The organism is Nocardia camponoti (assembly GCF_014646135.1).
GTDB lineage: Bacteria > Actinomycetota > Actinomycetes > Mycobacteriales > Mycobacteriaceae > Nocardia > Nocardia camponoti.
In genome coordinates this window covers 1-13,714 of record NZ_BMMW01000003.1, presented here as the reverse complement: position 1 = coordinate 13,714, position 13,714 = coordinate 1, and the positions used below count along the sequence as shown (strand labels likewise).

Genomic DNA, 13,714 nt, shown 5'->3' with positions numbered 1-13,714 from the left:
CGGCATGGTGGCTGAACAGATTCGGCTGCGGCCGTTGATTGTCGCGGCGGGGGAGCGGTTGAGCGCGGCGGGCGTCGCGTCGCCGTTGCTTGACGCCGAATTACTCGCCGCGCACGTGCTCGGCGTTTCGAGGATGCGACTCGCGCTTGAGCCGACGGTCGACGCCGCGTTCGTCGACCCGTTCGATGCGCTCGTCGCCCAGCGCGAACAGCGAATTCCGTTGCAGCACTTGACCGGAACGGCCCCGCTCGGCGCGATCGACCTCGCCGTCGGGCCCGGGGTTTTCATCCCGCGCCCCGAAACCGAGTTGCTTGTCGAATGGGCGGTGCGGTCGCTGGATGGTGTGAAGGCCCCGATCGTTGTCGACCTATGCGCCGGATCGGGTGCCATCGCCCTCGCTATCGCCCATGCGCGCCCCGACGCCGAGGTGCACGCGGTCGAACTCGACCCCGCAGCGCTGGAATGGACCCGGAGCAACGCGAAAGACCGTGCGGCGCAAGGAGATACGCCCATCGCGGTCCACGCCGCCGACGTCACCGACCCCGCGCTACTGAGCGAGTTGACCGGCCGAGTGGACCTCGTCGTGTCGAACCCGCCGTACATTCCCGAAGCGGCGACGCTGGAACCCGAAGTGGCCCAACATGATCCGCACCGCGCCCTGTTTGGCGGCCCCGACGGATTGAGCGTGATCAACCGGATGGTCCCGAACATCGCGCGACTTGTGCGCGCGGGCGGCGCGACCGGCATCGAACATGACGACACCAACGGTGCGGGAGTGGCTGACGCCCTGACAACCGCAGACTTCACCGAAGTCGCCCGACACAACGACCTGGCCAACAAGCCGCGCTTCGTCACCGCCCGCCGCAGGTAGAGGTCTGGTTCTGTCACGGCTTGACGGATCGGGCGCCGCTCGTACACCGCGAGTGGTGACAGCGGTCGCCGCGCAGACCGCGCGCGTGTCCACCCGGGGCTAGTCACGTAATCGGCACTCCGACCTGCGATCAGCGACCTCGAAAACTCCCCCCGCACGCGCGCCCAGGTTTGGGGGCTAGACTCTGCGACGCACGCAACGGCCTCGCGCGGTGTTTCCCGCGTGGCAGCGCGGCAGTATTGGCGCGGCAGCGAAACCTCAGCGCCGCGTACGCAAAACCACCGATAGTTCCTCGGAGAGGCGGACGAAGCACAGTGAGTACCGTCTATGACTGTGCACAGCCGGATTCGCGCGCGGCAGGCATCACCGCCGCGACGAGCGCACTGAAATCGGGTCGGCTTGTCGTGATGCCGACCGACACCCTCTACGGCATCGCCGCCGACGCCTTCGACTCGGCCGCCGTCGCCGACCTGCTTGCCGCGAAGCGGCGTGGGCGCGACATGCCGGTGCCGGTGCTCGTTGGTTCGTGGCACACCATCGACGGCCTCGTTTTCTCGGTTCGCCCGCAGGCACGCGAATTGATTCGCGCGTTTTGGCCGGGTGCGCTCAGCCTTGTCGTCCAGGCAGCGCCTTCGCTCGCATGGGATCTCGGCGATACCCGCGGCACGGTGATGCTGCGGATGCCGCTGCATCCGGTCGCGCTTGAGCTGCTGCGGGAGGTCGGCCCGCTCGCGGTGTCGAGTGCGAATGTGTCGGGGCAACCGCCCGCGAGCACTGTCGAACAGGCCCGTGACCAGCTCGGTTCGCTCGCCAGCGTCTACCTCGACGGCGGCCCCGCCGAGCACGCGACCGCGTCGACCATCGTCGACCTCACCGCCGACCAGCCGCGCATCCTCCGCGAAGGCGCGGTGTCGGCCGAGGAGATCGCCGAGGTTCTTGGTATGACGCCCGACGCCCTCCTCAGCCCCGCGCAGCGGTGACAGCACGCCCGCGATGAGCACGGTTGTTCCTCTGCGCGAGCTCGTCCTCGTGCTGCTCGTCTCGGCCACCGTGACCTTCTTGGCCACCGGTGGAGTCCGAGTGCTCGCCATCGGCTTTGGTGCGGTCGCGGTGCCGCGTGAACGCGACGTCCACGTCAAGCCGGTCCCGCGCATGGGTGGGCTTGGCATGTACATCGGCGTTGTCGCCGCGGTCGCCTTCGCACACCAATTGCCCGCGCTGCGGCGCGGTTTCGATTACGCGCCCGATATTCCCGCCGTGCTTGTCGCGGCGACGATCATCGTCGCGGTCGGCATTATTGACGACCGTTGGGGCCTTGACGCGCTCACGAAATTCGCCGGACAGGTGACCGCCGCTGGCGTGATGGCGGTAATGGGCCTGAGTTGGTACGTCATTTACAACCCATTCAATGACACAACTGTCGTCCTCGACGCCCTCCAGGGCGGTCTTGTCACCGTCGCGATCAGCGTCACGCTCATCAACGCGATGAACTTCGTTGACGGGCTCGACGGTCTCGCCGCTGGCTTGGGATTGATTTGCGCGGGTGCGGTTTTCGTGTTCTCGGTTGGCCTGCTTTACGACCAGGGCGGCTCGGTCGACACCTATCCGCCCGCATTGCTCGCCGCCGCCTTGGCAGGCGCGTGCCTCGGATTTCTTCCGCACAATTTCCAGCCGGCCCGCATTTTTATGGGCGACACCGGTTCGATGTTGATCGGATTGATGCTCGCCGCTGTTTCCACCGGCGCTTCTGGTCGAATTCCGCTGCAGGGTTACGGCCCGCGCGACATCGTCGGTCTGCTGTCGCCGCTGCTGCTTGTTGGCGCGGTGATGTTCATTCCGGTGCTTGATCTGTTGTTGGCGATTGTTCGTCGCGTGCGCGCTGGCGTGAGTTTTTCCACACCGGACAAAATGCATCTGCATCATCGTTTGTTGCAGATCGGGCATTCGCACCGTCGCGTTGTGTTGTTGATCTATTTATGGGTCGGCGTGCTGGCCTTTGGTGCCGTTGGCACTTCACTGATGGATCGGCGCGTTGTTGTGCTGCTAGTCGCTGGCGGACTGGTGTTCGCGCTGGTCGTGACGGCGATTCCGTCGATGCGACGGCCCGGTCCGGCCAAAACGCCAACCCAGCCCGCAAGGTAAAGTTTTTTGGCGTGAGCACTCAAACCCCGCCCCCGGAAGAGCAGGCACCCCTGCGCGCCGCCCTTCGCTACGGCCTGATCGGGCTTGGCGTGCTCGTCGTTTTGTCGGTGATCGTCGCCACCGCCCTCGCTGGCATCGCCGGTCTGTGGGGCGCGGTGTTCGGCTGCCTGATCGGCGGCGGGTTCATCCTCACCACCGTGATCTCGGTGATTCTCGGCGCGAAGCTGCCGCCAACGACGGCTCACATGGTCATGTTGGTGAGCTGGGTTGGCAAGCTGCTTGTCGCATTAGTGCTGGTAGCGATCCTGAACCAGTTCGATTTCTACAGTCGCCCCGCCCTGTTCTTCACCGTCGTCGGCGCGCTCATCATCGTGCTCGGCGCGGAGACGTATGGCGTTGTGAGCCAAAAGGTTCCGTACGTCACGACACGCGCGGGAGACAGCGAAACGGCTTCCGAGCAGGAATAATCGCACCCCACTACCCAACGTCGTAGATAACTTGGTAAAGTGTAAGTAAGCAAGCACCCAAGCTGGGGGCGCGGCCCGGATCAGTTCGGGGCTTTGCCTCGGGTTGCCGGGGGTGGATCATCCTGATCGCACCTGGTGCCGCTATGCTTACTGCCGATCCGGGAGGAATATGCCCGGAACAAGCATGTCGACGATGTCGCCGACACCCGTACAGTCGTTCGCGGTTACGCCGTAAAGCCACTGTCGAAATTCGAGCCGACAAGCGTCGACCCCCATTAGATCGTCATATGTCCGATCGAACCGCGGGAATGACCGTCGTACCCGCGGCCCGAACACGGGAGAGAACGCTGAGCGTCATCACTTTGGCGGCGGGCGAGTTCCACGCGCCATCGCTGTCCGACTTCTTCCCTCCAGCGGTGCTGTTCGAGGGTACGCCGTTCGAACTCGATCGCCTGATGCTGGTCCGGCTCCTGATGACCGCCGTCTTGGTGATCGTCTTCGCGCTGGCTTTCCGCTCACCGAAGATCGTTCCGCGCGGCCTTCAGAATGTGGCTGAACTCGGCGTTGTTTTCGTCAAGGAACAGATCGCTGATGAAGTCCTCGGTAAGGAAACCGGTAAGCGTTTCCTTCCGCTGATCGCCACCATCTTCTTCACGGTGTTGTTCCTGAACTTCTCCTCTGTGGTTCCGTTCTTGAACATCTCGTCGAACGCGCGCGTCGGTATGCCGATCGTGCTCGCCGCTTTGGCTTACATCGCCTTCAACTATGTCGGTATCCGCAAGTACGGTTTCTTCAAGTACATGCGTTCGAGCATTGTTGTTCCCGATGTGCCGATCGCGCTGCACGTGCTGCTGATTCCGATCGAGTTCATCTCGACGTTCATCCTGCGCCCGTTCACGCTTACCGTCCGACTCATGGCCAACATGCTGGCCGGCCACATCATGCTGGTGCTGTTCTTCAGCGCCACGTGGTTCTTCCTCTTCGATGCCACCGCATGGATGAAGGTCTTCTCGCCCTTCTCACTGATCGCGGGCATCGGCTTCACGCTGTTCGAGCTGCTGGTCATCTTCCTGCAGGCGTACGTTTTCGCCCTGCTGACCGCGGTGTACATCGGCCTCGCGCAGCACGCCGACGACCACTGACCTTCATTCCGCCACAACTGCCAAACCTGCTACACGCGCCGACCGGCGGGTGAGCAAAAGAAAGGGAAACAAGCTCATGAGCCTCGCTTACCTGGCCCAGGAAGCCGCGAACACCGAGTCGACCTTCAAGGGCTTCGGTGCCATCGGCTACGGCCTCGCCGCGATTGGCCCCGGCATCGGCGTGGGTATCGTCGTTGGTAAGGCCATCGAGGGCATCGCCCGTCAGCCTGAGCTCTCCGGCCAGATCCGCACCAACATGTTCCTCGGTATCGCGTTCACCGAGGCCCTGGCGCTGATCGGCCTCGTCGCCGGCTTCATCTTCTGATTCCGATGCGCGAAATCATCACGCTCGCCGCAGGGGGAGAGGATGTGAATCCTCTTATCCCCGAAACGTACGACATCGTCTGGTCGATCGTCTGCGTCATCGTCATTGGTCTGCTGTTCTGGAAGTACGTCGTTCCTCGCGTCACGCAGACTCTTGAAGACCGCACCGACAAGATCGAAGGCGGTATCGCTCGGGCCGAGGCAGCCCAGGAAGAGGCAAAGCACACGCTGGCGCAATACCAGCAGCAGCTTGCCGACGCCCGGCTCGAGGCCGCACGTATCCGCGAGGATGCGCGCACCCAGGGTCAGCAGATTCTGGCGCAGATGCGTACCGATGCACAGGCCGAAAGCGACCGTATCGTCGCCGCTGGTCACTCGCAGCTGGAAGCTCAGCGTCAGCAGATCCTGACCGAACTGCGTTCCGAGGTCGGCCGCACGGCCGTCGACTTGGCCGAGAAGATCATCGGTCAGTCGGTCTCGGACGAGGCCAAGCAGGCCGCGTCGATCGACAAGTTCCTCAGCGAACTTGACGACACCGACGCTGGCATCGGGGTCGGAAGGTAGCGACGCGAAAGTGAGAAGCATGTACGCAGCGAGCCGCGAGGCCAGTGCCCGGTCTCGCGAGGCGCTTCGGGTCGCGTTGACCGGAAGCGAAACTATCGCGGCCACAACGGGTTCGGAACTTTTCGCCGTTGTCGCCGTGCTGGACGACCAGCGTTCGCTGCGTGTGGCGCTCGCGGACTCCTCGGTGCCGGGTTCGGCGCGCGCTGAACTCAGTGAGCGGATCTTCGGCGGCAAGGTCAGCGCTGCCACTCAGGCAGTGCTGACCACCGCGGTCGCCCAGAACTGGTCGCGCACCAGCGACTTGGTCAACACCTTGGTGCTGCTCGGACAGGAAGCCCTGCTCGCCTCGGCCGCTGATGGCGGTCGGCTCGACGCGGTGGAAGACGAGCTGTTCCGGCTCGGTCGCATCATCGCCGACAACCCCGAGCTTGAGCAGGCGCTTTCCGATCAGGGCAAGCCGGTCAAGGCCCGCAAGGAGCTCGTTGAGCGCCTGCTGTCGGGCAAGGCCGAGCCGATCACCCTGACGCTGGCCGAGCAGGCGGTCACCCGACTGCGGACCAACAACATCGGCGTCGCTTTCGACGCCCTGTCCGATCTGGCGGCGGCCCGTCGTGACCAGATCGTCGCCCACGCGCATGCGGCCGTCGAGCTGAGCGCCTCGCAGAAGGAGCGGCTCGCCGCTTCGCTGCAGCGCATCTACGGCAAGCCGGTCACCGTGCACGTGCAGGTCGACCCGACGCTGCTGAGCGGCGTCGTCGTGCGCGTCGGAGACGACGTCATCGACGGCAGCGCCACCGGCCGACTGGAGAAGCTGCGTCGCGCGCTGTCCTAACGGACCAGCGAGCACGCGCTTTATCCAACCCCCGACATTCGAGACCACAGCGAGAGCAGGAACAACATGGCGGAGCTGACGATCTCCTCCGACGAGATCCGTAGCGCGATCGAGAGCTACACCCAGAGCTACACCCCCGAAACCTCCATCGAAGAGGTCGGTCTTGTCACCGACACCGGCGACGGCATCGCGCACGTCAGTGGGCTGCCTTCGGCGATGGCCAACGAACTGCTTGAGTTCCCGGGCGGCGTCCTCGGCGTCGCGCTGAACCTTGAGGACACCGAGATCGGTGCCGTCATCCTCGGCGAGTCGGCCTCGCTCGAAGAGGGCCAGGAAGTCCGCCGCACCGGCGACGTGCTCTCGGTTCCCGTTGGTGACAACTTCCTCGGTCGTGTCGTCAACCCGCTCGGCCAGCCGATCGACGGACTCGGCCCGATCGAGTCCGACGAGCGCCGCGTGCTTGAGCTTCAGGCCGCGACCGTGCTTGAGCGTCAGCCCGTTGAGGAGCCGCTCGCGACCGGTATCACCGCGATCGACGCCCTTACCGCGATTGGCCGTGGCCAGCGTCAGCTGATCATCGGCGACCGCAAGACCGGCAAGACCGCTGTCGCCGTGGACGCGATCCTGAACCAGAAGGCGAACTGGGAAACCGGCGACCCGTCCAAGCAGGTTCGCTGCATCTACGTCGCGATCGGCCAGAAGGGCTCCACCATCGCGGGCGTCAAGTCCGCGCTTGAGGAGCACGGCGCGATGGAGTACACCACCATCGTCGCCGCGCCTGCTTCCGATTCCGCGGGCTTCAAGTGGCTGGCCCCCTACACCGGTTCGGCCATCGGCCAGCACTGGATGTACCAGGGCAAGCACGTCCTCATCGTGTTTGACGACCTCACCAAGCAGGCCGAGGCCTACCGCGCGATCTCGCTGCTGCTGCGTCGTCCGCCGGGCCGCGAGGCGTACCCCGGTGACGTGTTCTACCTGCACTCCCGTCTGCTTGAGCGTTGCGCGAAGCTGTCCGACGAAATGGGCGGCGGCTCGATGACCGGGCTGCCGATCATCGAGACCAAGGCCAACGACGTCTCGGCGTTCATCCCGACCAACGTCATCTCCATCACCGACGGCCAGGTCTTCCTTGAGTCCGACCTGTTCAACAAGGGCGTGCGTCCGGCTATCAACGTCGGTACCTCGGTTTCCCGTGTCGGTGGCGCCGCGCAGACCAAGGCCATGAAGAAGGTCGCCGGTTCGCTGCGTCTGGAAATGGCGCAGTACCGCGAGCTTGAGGCGTTCTCCGCGTTCGCTTCCGACCTCGACGCCGCGTCGCTCGCTCAGCTTGAGCGTGGCGCCCGCTGGGTTGAGCTGCTCAAGCAGGACCAGTACTCGCCGGTTTCGGTCGAGGACCAGGTCGTTTCGATCTACCTCGTCGACGGTGGCTACTACGACTCGGTGCCGGTTGGCGACGTGCGTCGCTTCACTGCCGAGCTCCTTGAGCACCTGCACAGCACCGCGCAGGATTCGTTCGACGCGCTGCAGGGTGGCAAGAAGCCGCTCGAGGGCGAGGCCGCCGACAAGATCAAGGCCGAGACCGACAACTTCAAGCAGGGCTTCCTTGCTGCCGACGGTTCGCGCGTCGTGAACGAGGCCGCCGCTGGCGATCTTGACCACGAAGAGGTCGAGTCGCTTTCGGTTACCCGCAAGCACGTCGAGAAGTAAGCCGGGTCTGAACTGATGTCGGCAATTTCCGTTCTGATGAATGAGGGGAGTGTGAACCGTTAAATGGCAAGTTTGCGTGAATTGCGCTCCCGCATTCGTGGTGTGAATTCGATCAAGAAGATCACCAAGGCTCAGGAACTGATCGCGACCTCGCGCATCTCCAAGGCACAGGCCCGCGTTGCCGCGGCCAAGCCGTACGCCGAAGAGATCACGAAGGTCCTCGGTGAGCTGGCGAGCGCGTCGAAGAACTTGGCGCACCCGCTGCTCACCGAGCGGCCCAACCCGAAGCGCGCCGCCGTCCTGGTGATCACCAGCGACAGCGGCATGTGTGGCGGTTACAACTCCAACGTGCTCAAGCGCGCCGAGGAGCTTATGACCACGCTGCGCGGCGACGGCAAGGAACCGGTGCTGTACGTGATGGGCAACAAGGGCCTCACGTTCTACAAGTTCCGCAACCGCCCGTTCCAGGGTTCGTGGACCGGCTTCTCCCAGCAGCCGACCTACGCCGATGCTCAGGCCGCATGCGAGTTCCTGGTCAAGGCGTTCATGGCTGGTTCCGAGGGCACGGTTCCCGCGCTCGACGGCGAAGGCGAAGTCCCTGGTGTCGACGAGTTGCACATCGTCTACACCAAGTTCGTCTCGATGCTGACCCAGACCCCGGAGGTGCGTCGTTTGGCGCCCATCCAGGTCAACATCGTCGACGAGGCGTACGAGCTCGGCGACGACATGCTGTCGGACGCGCCGAACGTGGTTGTCACGGCTCAGTACGAGTTCGAGCCGGACGCCGACGTGCTGCTGGGCGCACTGCTGCCCAAGTACGTTGGAACCCGTATCTACTCATCGTTGCTTGAGGCAGCGGCATCCGAGTCCGCGGCTCGGCGCACCGCAATGAAGGCGGCGACCGACAACGCCAACGAGCTGGCCAATGTGCTCCAGCGCGAGGCGAACTCGGTGCGTCAGGCCCAAATTACGCAGGAAATCAGCGAAATCGTCGGTGGCGTCAACGCGCTGGCGTCGAGCTCGGACCGCGACTAAACAGCGCCGCGGCCTGAGGTCAGGGCCCGTAGGCGGAAGCTTGCGTAACCACGAAGGGCCCCCGAAGGCCGCCAATCCAGCACAGAGAGAACCAATCTAATGACCGCAGCTGTCACTCAGGACAACGCGAAGAAGGCGGGCGACACCGCCGGTCGCGTCGTCCGTGTCATCGGCCCCGTCGTGGACGTCGAGTTCCCGCGTGGTGCCATCCCCGAGCAGTTCAACGCGCTGCACACCGACATCGCCCTTCCGTCGGTTGCTAAGACCCTCACCCTTGAGGTCGCTCAGCACCTCGGCGACAACATCGTGCGCACCATCTCGATGCAGCCGACCGACGGCCTTGTCCGTGGCGCCAGCGTCACCGACACCGGCAAGCCGATCTCGGTTCCCGTCGGCGACGTCGTCAAGGGCCACGTGTTCAACGCCCTCGGTGACTGCCTCGACACCCCCGGCCTTGGCCGCGACGGCGAGCAGTGGGGCATCCACCGCCAGCCGCCGAGCTTCGACCAGCTCGAAGGCAAGACCGAGCTGCTTGAGACCGGTATTAAGGTCATCGACTTGCTCACCCCTTACGTCAAGGGCGGCAAGATCGGTCTGTTCGGTGGTGCCGGCGTCGGCAAGACCGTTCTGATCCAGGAGATGATCACCCGTATCGCTCGCGAGTTCTCGGGCACCTCGGTGTTCGCGGGTGTCGGTGAGCGTACTCGTGAGGGCACCGACCTTCACCTGGAAATGGAAGAGATGGGCGTCCTTCAGGACACCGCCCTTGTCTTCGGCCAGATGGACGAGCCGCCGGGCACGCGTATGCGCGTCGCGCTGTCGGCGCTGACCATGGCGGAGTACTTCCGCGATGTCCAGCACCAGGACGTGTTGCTCTTCATCGACAACATCTTCCGTTTCACCCAGGCCGGTTCCGAGGTTTCGACCCTGCTGGGTCGTATGCCTTCGGCCGTTGGTTACCAGCCCACGCTGGCCGACGAGATGGGTGCTCTTCAGGAGCGCATCACCTCGACGAAGGGCCGCTCGATCACCTCGCTGCAGGCGATCTACGTCCCCGCCGACGACTACACCGACCCGGCCCCGGCGACGACCTTCGCCCACCTCGATGCGACGACCGAGCTTTCGCGCCCGATCTCGCAGAAGGGCATCTACCCGGCCGTTGACCCGCTGACCTCGACCTCGCGCATCCTTGAGGCTTCGATCGTCGGCGAGCGTCACTTCCGTGTTGCCAACGAGGTCAAGCGAATCCTGCAGAAGTACAAGGAACTGCAGGACATCATCGCCATCCTCGGTATGGACGAGCTTTCCGAAGAGGACAAGGTCCTCGTCGGTCGCGCCCGTCGCCTGGAGAAGTTCCTCGGCCAGAACTTCATCGTCGCCGAGAAGTTCACCGGTCAGCCGGGCTCGGTCGTGCCGCTTGCGCAGACCATCGACGACTTCGACCGCGTCTGCAAGGGCGAGTTCGATCACCTTCCGGAGCAGGCGTTCAACTCCTGCGGTGGACTCGACGACGTCGAGGCCGCTGCGAAGAAGATCGCCGGGAAGTAGTCACCAATGGCGACTGATTCCAACGCAAGGACGATGACGGTCGATCTCGTCGCCGTCGAGCGCAAGATCTGGTCCGGCAACGCTACGTTCGTCAGCGCGCAGACCACCGAGGGTCAGATCGGCATCATGGCTGGCCATGAGCCGCTGCTCGGTCAGCTCGTTGAGGGCGGCACGGTCACGATCGTGTCGACCGACGGCGAGCGGATCGTCGCCGCGGTGCACGGTGGCTTCTTCTCGGTCACCGCCGACACCGTGCGGGTGCTTGCCGAGTCGGCCGACCTCGCGGGCGAGGTCGACCCCGACGCCGCGCGGCAGGTCATCGCCACCGGTGAGGTTTCGGAGGAGGAACTGCGTATCGCGCAGGGCCAGCTCCGTGCCTACGAGGCGACGGTCACCGTCAACTAGCTGCTAGCAGCTTCACCGAAGGGCCGGTGACGAACTTTTGAAAAGTTCGTCACCGGCATTTCGCGTATCTGGGTGGTTTGACGCGCCGACGTCGGGGGAATGGGACCGCGTTGATCGGGTTTCCGTCGACGTGATTGAATGACGAAGGACGTGTCACTGATACACCGGCTACAGCGGAAGGGCGTACGGCATTGCACACCGGGATGGTTCTGCTGATCATTCTGGTCTTCACGCTGGTCTTCTTAGCTGCCGCATCTACCTACCGGTTGGTGATGTTGCGCCGTGGCGGCACCGCCGCGTTGCTGCGGGTTTTGCCTGCTAAAGGTGGCGCTGGTTGGCGACACGGGCTCATTCGCTACGAGGAAGACAAGCTGGTTTTCTTCAAGCTCACCAGTCTCAAACTCGGCCCCGACAGCACAATTCATCGCCAGGGCCTAGAGATCGACGAACGGCGTAAGCCCCAGGGCGACGAGTTCGACATCATGCACGACGAAATCGTCGTCGGGGTCACCGATCCGCACGGTTCTTACGAGCTCGCGTTGGATCGTGGTTCGATGGCCGCTTTCCTGTCGTGGCTGGAATCGCGCCCGTCGGATCGTGCGCGCCGCACCCGGGGTGGTCAGGCATGAGCGTTCATCTCACCCGCATTTACACGCGAACCGGCGACGACGGGACAACGGGCCTGAGCGACTTCTCGCGGGTTGCGAAAACCGATTCGCGCGTTGTCGCGTATGCCGACTGCGATGAGGCCAATGCCGCGATCGGCGTCGCTGTCGCGCTTGGTCAGCCCAATGCCGAAATTCTCGCGGTGTTGCGTCAGGTGCAAAACGACCTCTTCGACGCGGGCGCTGATCTGTCGACCCCGGTTGTCGCCGACCCGAAGTACCCGCCGCTGCGCATCACCCAGCCCTACATCGACCGGCTCGAAACCTGGTGCGATGAGTTCAATGAGCCTCTGCCAGCACTGAATTCGTTCATTTTGCCTGGGGGCACCCCGTTGGCCGCGCTGTTGCACACTGCCCGAACGGTGGTGCGCCGCGCCGAACGGTCCGCATGGGCGGCCGTCGATGCCAACCCCGATGACACGTCAGTGCTGCCCGCGAAATACCTGAATCGCCTCTCTGACCTGTTGTTCATCCTGAGCCGGGTCACCAACCCCGACGGCGACGTCCTTTGGCAACCCGGCGGCGCGCGCGAAGCGTAATCCCTACGCCCACAGCAGTTCCCAGGTTCGATCGGGCGGGTTTGGTGCCGGGGGGCACCTCGCGCGGTGCTGGTCGATAAGCTGGCGGAGTGAGCGAACGGTTTCTGGTCTCCGGCGGTAATCAGCTCGTCGGCGAGGTCGTGGTCGGCGGGGCGAAGAACAGCGTCCTGAAGCTGATGGCCGCCGCCCTGTTGGCTGAGGGCACGACAACCATCACCAATTGCCCTGACATCCTCGATGTCCCGTTGATGGCCGAGGTCCTGCGCGGACTCGGCTGCGACGTCGCGATTACCGACGACGCCCCTGGCGACCGCAGCGTCGTCTCGATCGTCACGCCGCCCGAGCCCAAGTACCACGCCGATTTCCCGGCGGTCACGCAGTTCCGCGCGTCGGTTTGTGTGCTCGGCCCGCTGATGGCGCGCTGTAAGCGGGCCGTTGTCGCGTTGCCGGGTGGCGATGCGATTGGTTCGCGTCCCCTCGATATGCACCAGGCAGGCTTGCGCTTGCTTGGCGCGACGTCGGAAATCGAGCACGGTTGCGTTGTCGCGAAGGCCGAAGAGCTCCAGGGCGCGCGCATTCGCCTCGACTTCCCGTCGGTTGGTGCCACCGAGAACATCCTGATGGCTGCCGTGCTCGCGGAAGGCGAGACCGTCATCGACAACGCGGCGCGCGAGCCCGACATCGTCGACCTGTGCAACATGCTCGTGCAGATGGGTGCGCGGATCGAAGGCGCCGGTTCGTCGGTGCTTACCGTCCAGGGCGTCAAGCGGCTTTCCCCGACCACGCATCGCGTGATTGGCGACCGCATCGTCGCCGCGACGTGGGGGATCGCGGCGTCGATGACCCAGGGCGACGTGCGCGTCACCGGGGTTAACCCCAAGCATCTGTCGCTCGTGCTCGACAAGCTGCGCTCCGCGGGTGCGCGAATTACCTACGAGCCCAATGGTTTTCGCGTTGTGCAGGCCGAGCGACCGCGCGCGGTCAACTTCGCGACTCTCCCGTTCCCCGGTTTCCCGACTGACTTGCAGCCGATGGCTATCGGTCTCGCCGCCGTCGCCGATGGCACGTCGATGATCACCGAGAACGTGTTCGAAGCGCGGTTCCGGTTTGTGGAAGAGATGATCCGGTTGGGTGCCGACGCGCGTACTGACGGCCATCACGCGGTTGTCCGCGGCATCCCGCGTTTGTCGAGCGCACCGGTGTGGTCGTCCGACATTCGCGCTGGCGCGGGCCTGGTGCTCGCCGGCTTGTGCGCCGATGGTGTCACCGAAGTCCACGATGTTTTCCACATCGACCGCGGATATCCGAACTTCGTTGAGCAGATGCAAGCCCTCGGCGGGCAAGTTGAACGGGTTGGTACGCCGAAATAGGGCCTCTGACCTGGGGAGTTGACAACGCGTTACCCAACACGTAACTTTATTCGAGTCAGAGCGACACGGACACCGACCCGGCCTTCACCGGCAGGGATAACGA

The 13,714-nt window shown here is 64.3% G+C and carries 15 protein-coding genes; all 15 read left to right on the top strand.

The features are described from left to right. Positions 1 to 4 precede the first annotated feature (4 nt). Positions 5 to 871, top strand: coding sequence for a peptide chain release factor N(5)-glutamine methyltransferase (prmC, locus tag IEX78_RS14935; RefSeq protein ID WP_188829632.1), 867 nt, complete (start codon positions 5 to 7; stop codon positions 869 to 871). A 314-nt stretch (positions 872 to 1,185) separates the two neighbouring features. Then, the gene (locus IEX78_RS14930) at positions 1,186 to 1,851 is read left to right on the top strand and encodes an L-threonylcarbamoyladenylate synthase (RefSeq protein ID WP_188829631.1); all 666 of its coding nucleotides are present in this window, start codon (positions 1,186 to 1,188) and stop codon (positions 1,849 to 1,851) included. A gap of 13 nt (positions 1,852 to 1,864) precedes the next feature. Next, the gene (locus IEX78_RS14925) at positions 1,865 to 3,013 is read left to right on the top strand and encodes an MraY family glycosyltransferase (RefSeq protein WP_188829630.1); all 1,149 of its coding nucleotides are present in this window, start codon (positions 1,865 to 1,867) and stop codon (positions 3,011 to 3,013) included. An 11-nt stretch (positions 3,014 to 3,024) separates the two neighbouring features. Next, complete coding sequence (locus tag IEX78_RS14920; protein ID WP_188829629.1) at positions 3,025 to 3,480, top strand: Cg1360 family ATP-synthase-associated protein; 456 nt, start codon at positions 3,025 to 3,027, stop codon at positions 3,478 to 3,480. A 308-nt stretch (positions 3,481 to 3,788) separates the two neighbouring features. After that, positions 3,789 to 4,622 (top strand): F0F1 ATP synthase subunit A, encoded by an 834-nt coding sequence (atpB, locus tag IEX78_RS14915; RefSeq protein ID WP_188830208.1) that lies wholly within the window; start codon positions 3,789 to 3,791, stop codon positions 4,620 to 4,622. A 76-nt stretch (positions 4,623 to 4,698) separates the two neighbouring features. Next, entirely contained in the window at positions 4,699 to 4,947 is a 249-nt protein-coding gene (locus IEX78_RS14910; protein WP_188829628.1) for an ATP synthase F0 subunit C, read from the top strand. A 5-nt stretch (positions 4,948 to 4,952) separates the two neighbouring features. Further along, positions 4,953 to 5,510, top strand: coding sequence for a F0F1 ATP synthase subunit B (locus IEX78_RS14905; RefSeq protein WP_188829627.1), 558 nt, complete (start codon positions 4,953 to 4,955; stop codon positions 5,508 to 5,510). Between the two features lie 19 nt (positions 5,511 to 5,529). Beyond that, positions 5,530 to 6,342: a F0F1 ATP synthase subunit delta gene (locus tag IEX78_RS14900; RefSeq protein ID WP_188829626.1), complete on the top strand. Its 813-nt coding sequence runs from the start codon at positions 5,530 to 5,532 to the stop codon at positions 6,340 to 6,342. Positions 6,343 to 6,408: 66 nt separating this feature from the next. Further along, on the top strand, positions 6,409 to 8,049 hold the full coding sequence (atpA, locus tag IEX78_RS14895; protein ID WP_188829625.1) for a F0F1 ATP synthase subunit alpha: 1,641 nt from the start codon (positions 6,409 to 6,411) through the stop codon (positions 8,047 to 8,049). Positions 8,050 to 8,112: 63 nt separating this feature from the next. Further along, positions 8,113 to 9,084, top strand: coding sequence for a F0F1 ATP synthase subunit gamma (locus tag IEX78_RS14890; RefSeq protein WP_188829624.1), 972 nt, complete (start codon positions 8,113 to 8,115; stop codon positions 9,082 to 9,084). 99 nt (positions 9,085 to 9,183) lie between these two features. Beyond that, on the top strand, positions 9,184 to 10,632 hold the full coding sequence (gene atpD, locus IEX78_RS14885) for a F0F1 ATP synthase subunit beta (RefSeq protein WP_188829623.1): 1,449 nt from the start codon (positions 9,184 to 9,186) through the stop codon (positions 10,630 to 10,632). Between the two features lie 33 nt (positions 10,633 to 10,665). Further along, a complete protein-coding gene (locus tag IEX78_RS14880; RefSeq protein WP_188830207.1) occupies positions 10,666 to 11,037 on the top strand; it encodes a F0F1 ATP synthase subunit epsilon in 372 nt (123 codons plus the stop codon). A gap of 203 nt (positions 11,038 to 11,240) precedes the next feature. Further along, entirely contained in the window at positions 11,241 to 11,666 is a 426-nt protein-coding gene (locus IEX78_RS14875; RefSeq protein WP_188829622.1) for a DUF2550 domain-containing protein, read from the top strand. Then, the gene (locus tag IEX78_RS14870; RefSeq protein ID WP_188829621.1) at positions 11,663 to 12,241 is read left to right on the top strand and encodes a cob(I)yrinic acid a,c-diamide adenosyltransferase; all 579 of its coding nucleotides are present in this window, start codon (positions 11,663 to 11,665) and stop codon (positions 12,239 to 12,241) included. Before IEX78_RS14875 ends, IEX78_RS14870 begins: the two co-directional genes overlap by 4 nt. A gap of 89 nt (positions 12,242 to 12,330) precedes the next feature. After that, positions 12,331 to 13,611, top strand: a complete 1,281-nt coding sequence (gene murA, locus IEX78_RS14865) for a UDP-N-acetylglucosamine 1-carboxyvinyltransferase (protein ID WP_188829620.1) — start codon at positions 12,331 to 12,333, stop codon at positions 13,609 to 13,611. Positions 13,612 to 13,714: the final 103 nt, after the last annotated feature.